At 68.8% G+C, this 14870-nt stretch carries 15 protein-coding genes; 2 read left to right on the top strand and 13 right to left on the bottom strand.

Annotated elements, in window-relative coordinates:
* Positions 1-40 precede the first annotated feature (40 nt).
* The 3 genes from FHS98_RS08980 to FHS98_RS08970 all read right to left on the bottom strand — a co-directional run bounded on the left by FHS98_RS08980 (position 41) and on the right by FHS98_RS08970 (position 2992).
* Positions 41-964, bottom strand: coding sequence for a FecR family protein (locus FHS98_RS08980; protein ID WP_167103260.1), 924 nt, complete (start codon positions 962-964; stop codon positions 41-43).
* Positions 961-1554 carry an RNA polymerase sigma factor gene (locus FHS98_RS08975; RefSeq protein WP_243847943.1) on the bottom strand — a complete coding sequence of 198 codons (594 nt, stop codon included), beginning with the start codon at positions 1552-1554 and terminating at the stop codon, positions 961-963. The genes FHS98_RS08980 and FHS98_RS08975 overlap by 4 nt, the downstream gene beginning before the upstream one ends.
* Positions 1555-1624: 70 nt before the next feature.
* A complete protein-coding gene (locus tag FHS98_RS08970; protein ID WP_167103257.1) occupies positions 1625-2992 on the bottom strand; it encodes an NAD-dependent succinate-semialdehyde dehydrogenase in 1368 nt (455 codons plus the stop codon).
* 143 nt (positions 2993-3135) lie between these two features.
* Here FHS98_RS08970 and FHS98_RS08965 point away from each other — a divergent pair, with 143 nt between their 5' ends.
* Complete coding sequence (locus FHS98_RS08965; RefSeq protein WP_167103254.1) at positions 3136-4851, top strand: hypothetical protein; 1716 nt, start codon at positions 3136-3138, stop codon at positions 4849-4851.
* Between the two features lie 36 nt (positions 4852-4887).
* On the opposite strand, the gene FHS98_RS08960 is transcribed toward FHS98_RS08965, so the two are convergent.
* The 9 genes from FHS98_RS08960 to FHS98_RS08920 all read right to left on the bottom strand — a co-directional run bounded on the left by FHS98_RS08960 (position 4888) and on the right by FHS98_RS08920 (position 12934).
* A complete protein-coding gene (locus tag FHS98_RS08960) occupies positions 4888-5964 on the bottom strand; it encodes a protein-glutamate methylesterase/protein-glutamine glutaminase (RefSeq protein ID WP_167103252.1) in 1077 nt (358 codons plus the stop codon).
* Between the two features lies 1 nt (position 5965).
* The gene (locus tag FHS98_RS08955; RefSeq protein WP_167103249.1) at positions 5966-6829 is read right to left on the bottom strand and encodes a CheR family methyltransferase; all 864 of its coding nucleotides are present in this window, start codon (positions 6827-6829) and stop codon (positions 5966-5968) included.
* 31 nt (positions 6830-6860) lie between these two features.
* Positions 6861-7343 carry a chemotaxis protein CheW gene (locus FHS98_RS08950; RefSeq protein ID WP_167103246.1) on the bottom strand — a complete coding sequence of 161 codons (483 nt, stop codon included), beginning with the start codon at positions 7341-7343 and terminating at the stop codon, positions 6861-6863.
* Positions 7340-9034 (bottom strand): methyl-accepting chemotaxis protein, encoded by a 1695-nt coding sequence (locus FHS98_RS08945; protein WP_167103243.1) that lies wholly within the window; start codon positions 9032-9034, stop codon positions 7340-7342. Before FHS98_RS08945 ends, FHS98_RS08950 begins: the two co-directional genes overlap by 4 nt.
* A gap of 17 nt (positions 9035-9051) precedes the next feature.
* Positions 9052-9570 carry a chemotaxis protein CheW gene (locus tag FHS98_RS08940; protein WP_167103240.1) on the bottom strand — a complete coding sequence of 173 codons (519 nt, stop codon included), beginning with the start codon at positions 9568-9570 and terminating at the stop codon, positions 9052-9054.
* A 3-nt stretch (positions 9571-9573) separates the two neighbouring features.
* Positions 9574-11532: a chemotaxis protein CheA gene (locus FHS98_RS08935; RefSeq protein WP_167103237.1), complete on the bottom strand. Its 1959-nt coding sequence runs from the start codon at positions 11530-11532 to the stop codon at positions 9574-9576.
* Positions 11529-11897 carry a response regulator gene (locus FHS98_RS08930; protein WP_167103234.1) on the bottom strand — a complete coding sequence of 123 codons (369 nt, stop codon included), beginning with the start codon at positions 11895-11897 and terminating at the stop codon, positions 11529-11531. Before FHS98_RS08930 ends, FHS98_RS08935 begins: the two co-directional genes overlap by 4 nt.
* Positions 11894-12205: an STAS domain-containing protein gene (locus FHS98_RS08925; protein ID WP_243847942.1), complete on the bottom strand. Its 312-nt coding sequence runs from the start codon at positions 12203-12205 to the stop codon at positions 11894-11896. The genes FHS98_RS08930 and FHS98_RS08925 overlap by 4 nt, the downstream gene beginning before the upstream one ends.
* A 240-nt stretch (positions 12206-12445) precedes the next feature.
* Positions 12446-12934 (bottom strand): Lrp/AsnC family transcriptional regulator, encoded by a 489-nt coding sequence (locus FHS98_RS08920; protein WP_167104179.1) that lies wholly within the window; start codon positions 12932-12934, stop codon positions 12446-12448.
* A gap of 93 nt (positions 12935-13027) precedes the next feature.
* Between FHS98_RS08920 and FHS98_RS08915 the strand changes: the two genes are divergently transcribed.
* Entirely contained in the window at positions 13028-13972 is a 945-nt protein-coding gene (locus FHS98_RS08915) for an EamA family transporter (RefSeq protein ID WP_167103231.1), read from the top strand.
* A 3-nt stretch (positions 13973-13975) separates the two neighbouring features.
* On the opposite strand, the gene FHS98_RS08910 is transcribed toward FHS98_RS08915, so the two are convergent.
* Positions 13976-14851 (bottom strand): DMT family transporter, encoded by an 876-nt coding sequence (locus tag FHS98_RS08910; RefSeq protein ID WP_243847941.1) that lies wholly within the window; start codon positions 14849-14851, stop codon positions 13976-13978.
* Positions 14852-14870: the final 19 nt, after the last annotated feature.

Raw genomic sequence — 14870 nt, 5'->3', positions numbered from 1 at the left:
TGCGCGGGGCGAGGCTTTCCGTCGCCACGCTCAAAATTTTTCAGGGGACGATGCGCACCTTGTCACCGTCCCGCACCACCCGGCCGCCGACCATCACGGCCGCGGCCTGCGTGAACCCGTCGAGGTCGTCGGTGTGGAACCATCCGACGACCTGGCGGTTCCCGAGCGCCGGATCGATTTCGAGCGTCCGCACATGATAGCGGTTAAACTCCTCCGCCGCCTGCGCGAGCGTCATGTTGTCGAGGACGATCCGCCCTTCCCGCCACGCCAGCCGCTGGTCGGATAGATTGGGGGCGAGGCCACTCACCATCACGTCCCCCGCCTCGCGCACGATGGCGCGCTGGCCGACGGTGACGAGCGTCGGCCCGGCGTCGGAAGCGGTGGACCAGACCTTCACCGTGCCCTCGGTCACCATCACTTCGGAGGCACCGTCGCGGCGGCGCACGTCGAAGGCGGTGCCCACCGCCTGCACCCGCACAGGCCCTGCCGAGACGGTGAAGGGCCGCGCCTTGTTATGGGCCACCTCGAACCACGCCTCGCCGCGCGACAGCTCGATGTCGCGGCGTTCGGGCGTGAAGGCGACACGGATATGGCTGGTGCTGTTCACCACCGCGAAGGAGCCGTCGTCGAGCGGCAGACGGCGGATTTCCCCCACGGCGGTGCTGATCGGCGCGCCCCGCAACCAGTGCCGGAGGCCGAAGCCACCCGCCACGGCCGCCGCGATCCCCGCCACGCCGACGCGCAGCAGGCGGCGGCGATCATGGTTCTCGACCGACCCCGGCTCGTTCTCGACCGTGCCGAGCGCGCGGCCGCGATCGAGCAGGCTGAGCGCCGCCTGCGCACGCAGCAGCGCGCCCCGATGGCGGCCATCCTCGGCAAGCCAGGCGGACAGCGCCACGCGCTCCACATCGTCGAGGCCCCGGTCGATCCGGGCCGCCCATTGGCAAGCGCGATCGTCGATCATCCGCGCCTCCCCTTGGAATCCTTGCCCTTCGATCCCCGCCGTCCCGCGCGGCCCCGCATCTCGGCCCGCTCCTCCTCGCCCATCGCATCGAGGATGCGGCGCAGTCCGCGCGTCACCTCATTCTCCACGATCGTCTCGGTGACGCCGAGCCGCGTCGCGATCTCGCGCTGGGAGACGCCTTCGATCTTGCGGAGCTGGAAGATCTGGCGGCAGCGATCGGGCAGCGCCGCGATCAGCGCCTCCACCCGCGCCAGCGCGCGCCGCCCCGCCACGATCCGCTCGGGCGAGACGTCGTCCTCGGCCAGCGCATGATCGAACTCCGAGAGGCCGCTCGCCGCCTCGATGCTCACCACCCGCGTGCGACGGATCTGCTGGAGGACGACATTGCGCGCCGTCTGGAAGAAATAGCTGCGCGGATCGGCGATATGCGCGACGGAATCGAGCGCGCTGATCCGGCAATAGGTTTCCTGGATCACGTCATCCGCGTCGATCGTCGGGAAAGCGGAGCGCAGCCACGAGCGCAACCGTGCCTCCAGGGGCAGGATGTGACGGCCGACCCATCCGATAAGCTGTGGCGATGCGGGTTCCATTCCGACGCCTAGATGCCCGAGCGGCGACTTTCCGTCAGCCCCGCACGACGAAACGAGAGCGCTCCCATCCTCACGCCCGGCGCAGCACGGTCTTGAGGTTCATGAACTCGTGCAGCCCATACGGCCCAAGCTCGCGGCCATGGCCCGACGCCTTGATGCCGCCGAAGGGCGCCTCGGGGGTGGAGGCCAGCATCTGGTTGATCGCCGTCATGCCCGCTTCGATCTCGCGGACGAAGCGCTCCTGCTCGGCGGCGTCGCGCGTCCAGACCGACGAGCCGAGGCCGTAGGGGATGGCGTTGGCGAGGCGGATCGCCTCGTCGATGTCCGCTGCCTTGAACAGCATGGCGACGGGGCCGAAAATCTCCTCGGCCATCAGCGGCCCGTCGGGCGCGACGTCGACGAGGATGCCCGCCGACATATAGGCCCCCTTGCCCGGCAACGCTTCGCCGCCGAACAGCAGCCGCGCGCCTAAGGCCTTCGCCTCCTCGATCTGGGCAAGTACCGTGTCGCGCTGCTCGAAGCTGGAGAGCGGCCCCATGTCGGTGGCCGCGTCCATCGGATCGCCGGCCTTCACGGCGCGCATCGCGGCCGAGAATTCGTCGAGGAAAGCGTCGTAGACGTCCGCATGGACGATCATCCGCTTGGCGCAGATGCAGGACTGGCCCGTATTCTGGACACGCGCCTTCACCGCCTGACGAACCGCCTCGTCGAGATCGGCCGACGGCATGACGATGAACGGATCGGAGCCGCCCAGTTCGAGCACCACCTTCTTGAGCGCCGCGCCCGCCTGTTCGGCGACGGCCCGCCCCGCGCCCTCGCTGCCCGTCAGCGTGACGGCGACCACGCGCTCGTCCGCGATGATCCCGGCGACGGCGGAAGACCTGATCGCGAGGTTCTGGAACACGCCTTCCGGCGCGCCGGCGGCGATCACCATCTGCTCCATCAGCGCGGCGACGCCCTGCACGATGCTGGCGTGCTTCAGCAGACCCACATTCCCGGCGAGGATGGTCGGCGCAAGGAAGCGGACGGCCTGCCACAGCGGGAAGTTCCACGGCATGATCGCCAGCACCGGCCCCAGCGGCAGATAGCGCACCTCGGCCGATCCGCCGCCCGCCATCGGGATGGCCCTGGGCTCCAGCATCGCCGGCCCGTGCTGCGCATAATAGCGGAAGGCAGACGCGCACTTGTCCACCTCAGCGAGCGCGGAGGCGTAGGTCTTGCCCATCTCGGCGGTGATCGTGCGGGCCAGCCGGTCGCGGTTCGCGTCATAGGCCTCGGCGATGCGTTCGAGCAGCGCGGCCCGCTCCGTCACATCCGTCGCCCGCCAGTGGCGGAAGGCGGCGGCCGCCTTGTCCAGCCGCGCGTCCAGCTCTGCGCCGGTCAGTTCGGCATGGGTGGCGATTTCCTCGCCGGTCGCGGGGTTTACGCTGCGAAACATGACGGCTCCTCTTTCGGGCAACGGGGCACCGCGACTCCGGTTCAGGCGCGCCGGACCGTTGCCCACGCCGTCCCCTCTATAAGAGACTATGGCCCGGTCGCCACGCCTGGCCTCAGTTCCCGGGGGAGGCAGGATTGCATTCGATGAATCCCAACGCCGAGACGAGCGAAACGGTGCTCGGCGATGTACGAACGGCGCTCGCCACGGTGGCGAGCGGCCTCGACGAACGCTTCGTTCAGGCCGGCGCCGCGCTGGCCAGCGCCTATGACATCGTCGAGCGGCTGCTCTCCTCGCTGGAGGGCGTCACCAACGCCCTGGACCGCGAAGCGGCGGAGGCGGCGATCGGCAACATGCGCGCCGCGGCGGACAGCCTCGCCCGCCTGCCCCACATCCAGTCCGAACGGCGGGGGGCGCTGGAGAGCATCGGCGGTGCGACCAAGGCGCTGCGCGATCATGTCGCGCAGATCCAGCGGACGCTGAGCTTCCTGCGCATCTGCGGGCTCAACATCATGGTCGCGGCCGCCGGGGCCGAGGAGTTCTCGGGCTTCGCGGAGACGATGTTCGCCCAGCTCGATCTGGGCTCGGGCCAACTCGCCGGTTTCGAGCGGGAGGCCGCGCGCCTGCTCGCCGAGGTGACCAACATGGCCGAAGCCGAGAAGCGCCTCGCAACGGAATGCAACCACATCATTCCCGAGGTGCCGCTCAAGCTCGCCAACGACGCCGTGGCGCTGCAACGCTATCAGGGCGACGCCGCCGCACTGGCGGGCCGTATCGCGGATGTCGCCCGCGTGATCCGCGCCAAGCTCGCGACCGCGCTCGGCGCGATCCAGATCGGCGACATCACCCGCCAGCGGCTTGAGCATATCGCGGATGGGGTCGGCACCCTGATGGCTTTCCTCGACGGGCATCGCCCGAAGTCCCCCGCTGCGGCAGGGGCCATCGAGAACCGCATCGTCGCGCTGCTGACGGCGCAGATCGAGGATGCCACGGCCGACTTCCTGCGCGAGGCCCACAGCCTCAACCGGAATCTGCGCGCCATCGCGCCGGACGCAGACCGCCTGCTCGCGCTCAAGAGCGATACGGCGCCGGAGACGGACGGTAAGTCCTTCCTGCGCCGGCTGGAGCAGGACATCGCCAACATCCAGACCGTCACCTCGCAGCTCCGCCATGCCGAGGAGCAGACCGACCACCTCGGCAGCGCCACCTCGGCGATCGCGGAGAGCCTCGCCGAACGGCTCAACGTCGTCCGCCACGTCCAGTCCGACGTCGAGCAGATGGCATGGAACACCGGCCTGCGCTGCCGCCGCATGGGCGAGGATGGGCTCGCACTCGCCGCCATCGCCACCGAGATCCGGCAATTCTCCACCAATCTCGGCATCGTCTCCGGCCAGATCTCGCAGACGTTCGAGCGGCTGAGCACGGCGGCGGGCGCGATCCGCGGCCGGGAGGAACAAGGCGACGAGATCGACGCGGGCCGCACGCTGGCGGAATCGCTCTCCAGCATCCGGGCGGGCAGCGAGCGGATGCAGCATAGCCTCGACAGCCTGGACGGCGAGGCTTCGGCGATGGTCGCGATGCTGCGGGAAACGGCCGACAATGTGAATTGCGAGGCGGAGGTTGGCCGCACGCTCGGCATGGCCGCCGCACAGCTCGCGACACTCGCGGAGCAAGACGCCGATCTCCCCGAGGAGGCTGCCACCCTGCTCGACGCGCTGTTCGACGCCATCGCCGGCACCTACACCATGGCGCGCGAGCGCGAGGTGCATCGGCTCGTCACCGGCGGCATCGAAGAGAACGGCGCCTCCGTCGCGGAGGACATCTCGAGCGACGAGGATTTGTTCGAGGACGCCCTGTTCTGAAGTCGGCGGCGGGAGGAGGCAATCTCCTCCCGCCCCTCAGCGCGTCGCGGCGCGGAGCAGTTCGCGCGCGATATCGCCCAGCGGCACGATCCGCTCCGCCGCACCCCGCGCAATCGCTTCCTTGGGCATTCCGAAGACGATCGACGTCTCCTCGTCCTGCGCGAAGGTGCGGGCGCCCGCCTGCTTCATCTCCAGCAGCCCGCGCGCGCCGTCGTCGCCCATGCCGGTCATGATGATGCCGACCGCGTTGGCCCCCGCCGCCCGCGCGGCGGAACGGAACAGCACGTCGATCGACGGCCGGTGACGCGCCACCAGCGGCCCGTCCCGCACCGCGACATGATAGCGCGCGCCGCGCCGCTCCAGCATCATGTGCCGGCCGCCCGGCGCGATCAGGACATGGCCGCGCAGCACGGGATCGCCGTCCGCCGCCTCCTTGATGCTGAGATCGCAGAGCCCGTCCAGCCTGCGGGCGAAGGCCGCGGTGAAGCTTTCGGGCATGTGCTGCACGATCACGATGCCGGGCGCGTTGGCGGGCAGCGCCTCCAGCACCTCGCGCAGCGCCTCCGTGCCCCCGGTGGAGGCGCCGAGGCAGACGACCATCTCGGTCGTGCGGCTCATCGGCCGGTTGTCGGGCGGCGGCAGCACGGCGTCGGCGGTGAGCTTGCGCGGGACACGCTCGACGGCCGGCATCCGGGGTTTCCCGCGAACGCGGGCGCTGGCGGCCGCCTTCACCGTGTCGCGGATCTGGAGATGCTGTTCGGCCAGATGATCGGCGACGCCGAGACGCGGTTTCAGGATGACATCGACCGCTCCCGCCTCCATCGCCTGCAACAGCGTCTCCGAGCCATCCTCGACCAGCGAGGAACACATCACCACCGGCACCGGGCACTGGTGCATCAGCTTGCGCAGGAAGGTGATGCCGTCCATCCGCGGCATCTCGACGTCGAGCGTGATGACGTCGGGCAACTCCTGCTGGATGTAGCGCGCCGCCGCGAAGGGATCGGCGGCGGCCGCGATCACCTCCAGCGCGGGGTCTTCCTCCAGGATCGCCTTCAGCGTCTGCCGGACGCTGGCGGAATCGTCGATGATGAGGACGCGGGTCTTGGGGCGCATGTCAGCGCCGCCGCCGGAACACGGTGTTGGCAACCTGCTCCAGCGGCAGGTCAAAACCCGTGATCGTCTCGGAATGACCGAGGAACAGATGGCCCTGCGGCGCCAGACAATCGAGGAGGCGCGAGACGACCTGCCGCTGCGTCGGCTTGTCGAAATAGATCAGCACGTTGCGGCAGAAGATCAGGTCCATCGGCGCGCCGACCGGATAATGGCCGTCCATCAGGTTCAGCGGCGCGAAGCCGATGGTGCTGCGCAGCTCGGGCACGATGCGCACCTCCCTGCGGGCGGTGTCGCGCGGCGAGAGGAGATATTTGCGGCGCAATCGTTCGGGCACGGGCTCGATCATATCGGCCGGGTAGACGCCCCGGTGCGCCGCGTGCAGCACCTCGGTATCGAGGTCGGTGGCGAGGATCGTGAAATCCCCCGCACCGGCCGCGCGGACGCGATCGTCGAGCACCATCGCCAGCGTATAGGCCTCCGGCCCGGTCGAGCAGGCGGCGCTCCATGCGCGGATCGTGCGGACGCCCCGCTCCGCCAGTTCCGGCAGGACGGTGTCGCTCAGATACTGGAAATGCGCGGGCTCGCGGAAGAAATCCGTCTTGTTGGTGGTGACGGCATTGATGAGGTGCAGCCCCTCGGCTGCCAGATTGTCGGCCTCGAACAGCCGCTCGCAATAGGCGTCGATGCTGGGCTGGCCGGTCGCGTGGACACGCCTGCGCAGGCGGCCCTCGAGCATGGTGATCTTGCTGTCGGGCATCTTGATGCCGGACGTGTCGCGAATGTAGCGCGCGAGCCGATCGAAATTGCGGCGGCTGAGATGATCGGCGCCGGTCGGCGCGCTGTGGACGGCTGCGTGCAAGGCCATGCTCCGAAGGACGGCGAAGGGAAACGGGCGATCAGGCGGCAGCCGGCAGTTTCAGGAAGGCCGCGTCGGCGGACGAGAAGATGCGCGCCACGTCGATCAGGACGACGAAGCCCTCACTCCGCCGCGCCACGCCGCCGATATAGTCGGACGGCCAGGAGACGCCGATATCGGGCGCCCCCTCGATCGCATCCGCACGGAAGGCGCTGACATCCAGCACCCGATCGACCACCAGCCCCAGCACCAGCGTCCGGTCCGTCAGCGGCACGTCCACCACGAGGATGCGCGTGGCCGGCGTCGGCTCGGCGCGCGGCAGGCCGAGCCGGAGGCGGAAGTCGATCGTCGGCACGCCCTCGCCGCGCACATCCGTCAGGCCGAGCAGATAGTCCGGCCCGTTGGGGATGCGGAACGCCTCGCGATGATCGAGAATCTCGCGGACGAACGCGACCGGCACCGCGAAGGTCTCCGCCCCCAGCCCGAAGGTGACGACCTGGATATCCTCCGCCTCGCCGCTCACGCCGCGCGGCTCCCGAAATCGGCATCCTCGGCATCGGGGCCGCCTTGCGAGAGGTCGAGCGCGAAGCCCTGCACGCGGGCCTTCTGGTCCGCGATCGAGCTGGTGCGGGCCATGGTGGGCGCGGCCGGCTTGCGGACGGGAGCCGCCGCCGGACGGCGTGTCGCCACGGGGGCAGGCCGCGGAGCGGTGCGCTCGCCGCCACGCGCCTCGACGCGGAAATAGGCGATGCTCGCTTCGAGTTCCTCGGCCTGCGCCGCCAGTTCCTCCGATGTCGTGGAGATCTGCTCGGATGCGCCGGCATTCTGCTGCGTCACCTTGTCGAGCTGCTGGATGGCCAGGTTGATCTGCTCGACGCCGATATCCTGCTCGCGGCAGGCCGCGCTGATCTCGGAGACCAGCTCGGCGGTGCGGCGGATGTCCGGTACGAGGCGGGACAGCATCTCGCCGGCTTCCGCCGCAGCCTTCACGGTCTCGGTCGAGACGGAACCGATCTCCGCCGCCGCCGTCTGGCTGCGCTCGGCGAGCTTGCGCACTTCCGACGCCACCACCGCGAAGCCCTTGCCGTGCTCGCCCGCACGCGCCGCCTCGACCGCCGCGTTCAGCGCGAGAAGGTCGGTCTGGCGGGCGATCTCCTGCACGATGCCGATACGGTCGGCGATGGTGCGCATCGCGCCCACCGCGCGGTCCACGGCGACACCGCTTGCCTCGGCGTCCTTGGAGGACTGGCGGGCGATCTTCTCGGTCTGGGCCGCATTGTCGGCGTTCTGCTTGATGTTGGCCGCCATCTCTTCCATCGAGGCCGAGGCCTGTTCCGCCGACGCCGCCTGCTCGGTCGCGCCCTGCGAGAGCTGTTCGGAGCTGGATGACAGCTCCTGGCTGCCCGACGACACATTCTGCGCCGCCACCGTCGCATCGCCCACGACGCCGCGCAGGCGCTCGATCATGTCGTTGACGAGACCCAGCAGGTCGCCGATCTCGTCGCGGTGGCGGATTTCGACGGTACGGGTCAGGTCACCATCCGCAACCTGACGCATCGCATGGCCGGCCGTCGCGAGCCCACGGGAAATGAACGTCGCGATATAAGCCCCCGACGCCAGCATCGCGATGAAGGCGACGATGCCGAGCGCGATGATGCTGGTATGTGCGGACTGGAAGAGCAGCTCGGTCGAGTCATCCGCCTCGGCCATCTTGCGCGACTGCACGGTGGCGACTTCCTCGGCCGCCTTGCCGACCTCTTCTGCCTTGGCGCGCCCATCTCCGATGGTGAGCGCGGTGGCGGCCGCCTTGTCGGCCGCGGCGGACAGGCGGACACGATCATTGATCGGCTTGAACTCGCCCCACTGCTGGTCGAGCTTCTCCCATGTCGCCTTGTCCTCGGCGGCGGCCGTGTCCTTGCCCTGGCGGATCATATCGTCGACCCGGCCACGCCAGTTCGCGATCGTGCCCTCCATCGCGCGCGACAGCTCTGGATCGCTCGACATGACGAGATTCTTCTCGGCGCGGACGACGCGGCCCACGCCGTCCTCGATGCTGCGCGCGAGGTCGAGCTGCTTGGCGGGGCCGTTGACGATATGGCCGATCGCATCGTTGAGCAGCGTCAGGCGCGACACACCCAGCAGGATCGCCGCCGCCATGAGAATGAGAAGCAGGGCGAAGGTCAGCCCCAGCTTGAGCTTGATCGTGGCTCGCATGATTACCTCTCGGAAGTTCAGGGCACCAGGGACGCGGCGCCGACGGCAGGATCGCCGTCGCCGCCGCAAAGCGATCGGAAGATGGAAGGCAGGTCCGGCAACACGATCACGCCGTCACTCCGGCGGACCAACGCCCGGACGAAATCACGGCGCCAGCGCATACCCACGGCGGGCGGCTCCTCGCTGGCTGCCCGATCGAGGGACGTAACCTCATGCACCTTGTCGGTGCGCACGCCGATCTGGATCGCCTCGTCACCATGCTCGATCTCGATCACGATGATGCGGCTGTCGACGGTCGCCTCCGCGCGCGGCATCCCGAAGGCGAGGCGCAGGTCCGCGATCGGGATGATCCGGCCCCGGAAATTGACCACACTGCCGACCAGCGGCGACGCGCCCGGCACCGCCGTTTCCGGCAGGAGATCGAGAATCTCGCGGACGAGCACCGCCTCGATCGCGAACGTCTCCCGATCGAGATCGAAGGTCAGCACCGCGAGCTGGCCGCTCGCATCCCAGAGGATGGGGGTCGGTTCATGCATGGCTTATCCGGCGGCGCGAAGCCGCTCCTCCTGCTGCTGGCCGATGGCGACGAGCTGGGCCACGTCGAGGATCAGCGCGACGCCGCCATCGCCGAGGATCGTGCCGCCCGCGAAGGTGCCGACATCCCGGTGCAGCGGCGACATCGACTTGATGACCGTCTGATGGTTGCCGATGATCTGGTCGACGACGAGGCCGACGCGCTCGGCCCCGGTCGCGATCACGACGATCTTCTGATAGGGGTCCGGCCGGGTGCCGGTCGCGAACATCTCGCGCAGGCGCAGGAAGGGCACCAGCCGGTCGCGCAGCGTGATGAAGCTGCGGCCGCGCGAGCGCAGATCCTCCTCCAGCGACAGTTCGAGGCATTCCTCGACGGCCGCCAGCGGGATCACATAGCGCTCGGCCCCGACGCGCACGAGCAGCCCCTCAATGATCGCCAGCGTCAGCGGGATGCGCAGCACCACGCTCGATCCCTCGCCGGACGCGCTGCTGACGTCGATCGATCCGCGCAGGCTCTCGATGGTGCGCTTGACCACATCCATGCCGACGCCCCGGCCGGACAGGTTGGTCACCTGCGCCGCCGTCGAGAAGCCGGGATGGAAGATCATCTGAAGCAGATCCTGATCCGCGATCGGCTGGCCGGGCTGGATGAGCCCCTGCGCCTCGGCCTTGGCGCGCACCCGCTCGCGATCGATGCCGCGCCCGTCGTCGCGCACGGTGATGACCACCTCGCCGCCCGCCTGGTGCGCGGAGAGGCGGATGACGCCGGCCGCCGGCTTTCCCGCCGCGAAGCGCTGCTCGGGCGGCTCCAGCCCATGATCGCAGGCATTGCGGATCAGGTGGACGAGCGGGTCGGCGAGCCGCTCGACCACTGTCTTGTCGACTTCGGTGTTCTCGCCCTCGGTGACGAGATCGATCGCCTTGCCCGTCTCGCGCGCGAGATCGTGGACGAGGCGACGGAACCGGCCGAACAGCGTCGCGACCGGCACCATGCGCAGCACCATCATCGTGTCGCGCAGTTCGCCGGAGAGCCGCTCGATCTCCTCCGACACCGAGCGCAGCGCGACGACATCGACACCGCCATTGGCAAGCTGGGAAAGCCGGCTCTGCGCGATCACCAGTTCGCCCACCCGGTCCATCAGTTCATCGAGCCGCTCGGCGGGCACCCGGACATGCTCGCCCGAACGCGCCGTCGGGCGACCCTGCTGGGCAGCAACATCCGTGGGGGTTTCGACCTCGGGCAACTCCGGCTGCGGGGCCGGCGACGGCTCGACGGACGACGCGAGCGGCTCGATCGTCAGCTCCATATCGTCCATCACGAAGATGAAGACGTCCTCGATCTCGCTCTTCGGCGCCTGGGTGCGGAGTTCCACCTCCCAGCCGACATGGCACCGGGTCGGCACCAGATCGGCGAGCGGCGGGATCGCGTCGGTCCGCGCGACGACACGCGCCTCGCCCAGTTCGCGCAACTCGTCGAGCAGCATCAGCGGATTGGTGCCGTTCGCCATCGCGTCCGGCGGCAGGCGGAAGATGATGCGCCAGCCGCCGCGCGCGTCCTCGGCCGCCTGAGCGGGCACATCCGCCCCCGCCGCGCCCTCGATCGCCGCCCGAAGCCGCGCGAGGATCGTATCTCCTGCCGCTTCCAGCCCCGCGCCGTCGCCTTCGATCAGCGCACGCATATGATCCTTGGCGAAAAGGATGACCGCGACCAGCTCCCCGGTCGCCGGCACCAGCCCCTTGCGGACACGATCGAACGCGCTCTCGCAATGATGGGTGAAGGTGGCGAGCGCGTCGAAGCCGAACATCGCGCCCGAGCCCTTGAGCGTGTGCAGCCCCCGGAACACTTCGTCGACCAGCTCGCGATCGTCGAGCCGATGGCCGAGATCGAGCAGCCCCTGCTCGATCTGGTCGAGCAACTCGGCCGCCTCGACGCGGAAGGCCGCGACCGGATCCTGCCCGTTCATCGCCCGAGGACTTTACGGGCGATCTTGACGAGCTGGTCTGCGACGAAGGGCTTCACCAGCCAGCCGGTGGCACCGGCGGCCTTGGCCTGCTGCTTCATGGCATCATCGGATTCGGTGGTGAGGAAGATGATCGGCACACCGCTCATGCTGGGCGCCTTGCGCAGCTCGCGGATCATGGTGAGGCCGTCCATCACCGGCATGTTGAGATCGGTGACGATCATGTCGAACGGCGTGGCGAGCGCCTTTTCGAGACCCTCGCTGCCATCGCCCGCCTCGGTCACGGAATAGCCCGCGCCGGTCAGCGCGATGCGGATCGCCATCCGCAGGCTGGGGGAATCGTCAACGGTGAGGATCGAGGCCGTCATGCCGACAAGTCTCCATGAAACCAGAAATCGATAGCGTCAGGGTCCGTGTCGAAACCCGCACGCATAAGAAGCGCCGCGACCGGGCCTGCGGCCGGACGCAGCAACCGGATGTCGCGGCCCGCCCCGACAATCTGCTTGCGAGCGGCCTCGACGATCTGGACGAAGCTCAAGTCAAGCTCCCCAAGATCCGACAGATCGAGCACGATATCGCTCCGCCCCTGATCGAACGCCGACAAGAGGCTGGCATGAAATTCGGCCACGGATCGCATCGTGACCGAATGACCCACATGCATGACATGATCGTCCATCACGCCCATCCACTGTCCTCACTGCGGCCTCCACTCCATCTGGAGGGGCGCCTGCAACCGTTATAGGATGGAAGTGGTGGTCGACGTATCCTGGTCGCTATTTTATTCGATGATATCTGAACACCATAGCGCCCGATGAGCGGCGTGATGGCGGACAGGCGCAATTGGGGAGCGGGGCGCTGATCCGGCAATGGCGCACGGCGGCGTCTTCGCCGCGCGCTTCGGCTTCCGGGGAGCCGGTCAGGCTATGACGATCTCCGCGCCCGTCTTGATGCGATCGAGCGCGATCAGGCTGCGGAAGCTCGCAACCGCGTCATTATGGGTGAACAGGCGGCGGATCGTCGCTTCATAGGCCACCATGTCCGGCGACACGATCACAAGGACGAAGCTGATGCCGCCGGTCACATAATAGCATTGCTGCACCTCCGGCGCACCGAGGAACACCGCTCTGGCCTTGTCCACGGTCGGAAGGCGCTCGTCGGTCAGTTGCACCTCGACGATCGCGGTGATTGTCATCCGAAGCGCCGCCGCGTCGACGATGGCCACGTTGCGCTCGATGATCCCGGCTTCCTCCATCGCCGCGATGCGCCGCTGCACGGCCGCGGCCGACAGGTTCACGCGCTCCCCGATGGCGCGTTGCGGCGTCTTGTTGTCTCGCTGGAGGATTCGGAGGATCGCACGATCGAAATCGTCGAGGGCGCGCGTCTTGCGAAGATTCGTCCGGGGCATGGGCCGAGTTTTTGTTGCATTCGGCCATCCGATCAAGAGCGCAAGCCTCGCAACGGGCGTGATATCCCCCGCGACGAACAGCAAGGATCGATCGTGGACATAGCCGTCGCCAACCCGTCCGCCACGCACCGGACTTATCAGGGCATCGCCTGCGGCGTGGGAGCCGGCGCGCTCTGGGGGCTCGTCTTCCTCGCGCCGGAACTGGTGCGCGACTTCACCCCGCTCCAACTCGCGATCGGCCGCTATCTGGCCTATGGGATACTGTCCGCCGCGCTCGTCGCGCCCCGCTGGCGCACGCTGCTCGCCCGGCTCACGCGGCGCGAATGGCTGTCGCTGGCGTGGCTCGCACTGGCCGGCAACACGCTCTACTATATCCTGCTCTCGACGGCCGTGCAGACCGGCGGCATCGCGATGACCTCGCTCGTCATCGGCTTCCTTCCGGTTGCCGTCACGATCATCGGCAGCCGCGATCGGGGCGCCGTGGCCTTGCCGGCGCTGACCCCGTCGCTGCTGCTGTGCGCGGCGGGAGCGGCCTGCATCGGCTGGCAGGCCATCGCCATGCCGGCGGGCGGATCGGTCATCGGCCTCGCCTGCGCGATCGGGGCGCTCGCCTCCTGGACGGCCTTTGCGGTCGGCAACAGCCGCTGCCTCGCCCGGCTCGGCCATGTGTCCGCGCATGACTGGAACCTGCTGATCGGCCTCGTCACCGGCGCGCAGGCGGTGATGCTGGTGCCGGCCACCCTCCTCCTCGAACCCATCCGCCACGGAACCGCCGCGTGGCTGACCTTCGCCGGCGTGTCGATCGGGGTGGCGGTCTTCGCCTCGATCGTCGGCAACGCCTTGTGGAACCGGATGAGCCGGCTCCTGCCGCTGACGATGGTGGGGCAGATGATCCTGTTCGAGACGCTGTTCGCGTTGATCTACGGCTTCCTGTGGGAGCATCGGCTGCCGCGACCGCTGGAGATCGGCGCGTTCGGGCTGGTGGTGGCGAGTGTCCTGTCCTGCGTCGCGGCGCATCGCCGGCACGCGCGAACATAGCGTCTACCAGAGCGACGTCATCACGATCCCGCCGATGACCGCGAGGCCCGCCAGCATCTGCTTGAGGTGCAACGTCTCGCGGAACAATCGATGCCCCGCGAACGCCGCGATCGGCGCCTCGATCACGCCCAGCGCCCTGACCGGCGCCGCCGGAGACAGGGCCAGCGCGACGAACCAGCCCGACGACGCGCACGCCCCGCACAGTCCGGCGCCGAGCGAGCTGCGCCAGTCGCGCAGCACGGCCCGCAAGGCCGCCGGATCGCGCACCAGAAGAATGAGGGTCAGGGTGGCCGCCTGCATGGCCTGAACGATGCACACGCTGACGATGGCCGCGAACACCGGATGCCCCGCCTCCATCGCAAGGGCGGAATGCCGGAAGGCGTTGAGCGAGAAACCGAAGAACAGGCCGGACAACAACCCGAAAACTGCCCCGGAAAAAGCGTGCGGCGTCCGCGTCAGCTTCGGCGGCCATGTCAGGATGGCGAGGCCGATGCTGGTGATGCCAACGCCCAGCCAGGCCACGCCGCTCAGCCGATCATGATAGACGACCAGCCCGACCATCGCCGCGAGCGGCAGGGAGCTTTGTTGCAGCGCCGTCCCCACCGCGAACCCCGAACGGTGCATGGCGACGAGCAGCGCAGCCGTCGCCAGCACCTGCGACGCGGCGCCCGCCGTGGCGGACAGCCAGAAGGCGCCTCCGAACACCGGCCGGGCATCCGGCACGAGCATGAACGCCACGGCAGCGAACAGCAGAGAGAAGGGCAGCCCGAACAGGAAGCGCACCAGCGTCGCGCCCCATGGGCCAGCCGACGTCATCACGCTGCGCTGGAGCGCGTTGCGTCCCACCTGGAAGATCGAAGCCGCGATCGTGGCGGGCATCCATAGCAATGAAAACAAG

It is taken from the genome of Sphingomonas oligoaromativorans, assembly GCF_011762195.1.
Taxonomy (GTDB): Bacteria; Pseudomonadota; Alphaproteobacteria; order Sphingomonadales; family Sphingomonadaceae; genus Solisphingomonas; species Solisphingomonas oligoaromativorans.
This window is presented reverse-complemented; position numbering and strand designations above follow the sequence as displayed.

Coding starts and splice junctions, on each gene's coding strand:
- FHS98_RS08925 (WP_243847942.1), bottom strand. CDS start 12,205: ATGGACGATCATGTCATGCATGTGGGTCATTCGGTCACGATGCGATCC.
- FHS98_RS08955 (WP_167103249.1), bottom strand. CDS start 6,829: ATGGCCTTGCACGCAGCCGTCCACAGCGCGCCGACCGGCGCCGATCAT.
- FHS98_RS08960 (WP_167103252.1), bottom strand. CDS start 5,964: ATGCGCCCCAAGACCCGCGTCCTCATCATCGACGATTCCGCCAGCGTC.
- FHS98_RS08945 (WP_167103243.1), bottom strand. CDS start 9,034: ATGCGAGCCACGATCAAGCTCAAGCTGGGGCTGACCTTCGCCCTGCTT.
- FHS98_RS08930 (WP_167103234.1), bottom strand. CDS start 11,897: ATGACGGCCTCGATCCTCACCGTTGACGATTCCCCCAGCCTGCGGATG.
- FHS98_RS08940 (WP_167103240.1), bottom strand. CDS start 9,570: ATGCATGAACCGACCCCCATCCTCTGGGATGCGAGCGGCCAGCTCGCG.
- FHS98_RS08965 (WP_167103254.1), top strand. CDS start 3,136: ATGAATCCCAACGCCGAGACGAGCGAAACGGTGCTCGGCGATGTACGA.
- FHS98_RS08920 (WP_167104179.1), bottom strand. CDS start 12,934: ATGCCCCGGACGAATCTTCGCAAGACGCGCGCCCTCGACGATTTCGAT.
- FHS98_RS08910 (WP_243847941.1), bottom strand. CDS start 14,851: ATGCCCGCCACGATCGCGGCTTCGATCTTCCAGGTGGGACGCAACGCG.
- FHS98_RS08980 (WP_167103260.1), bottom strand. CDS start 964: ATGATCGACGATCGCGCTTGCCAATGGGCGGCCCGGATCGACCGGGGC.
- FHS98_RS08935 (WP_167103237.1), bottom strand. CDS start 11,532: ATGAACGGGCAGGATCCGGTCGCGGCCTTCCGCGTCGAGGCGGCCGAG.
- FHS98_RS08970 (WP_167103257.1), bottom strand. CDS start 2,992: ATGTTTCGCAGCGTAAACCCCGCGACCGGCGAGGAAATCGCCACCCAT.
- FHS98_RS08975 (WP_243847943.1), bottom strand. CDS start 1,554: ATGGAACCCGCATCGCCACAGCTTATCGGATGGGTCGGCCGTCACATC.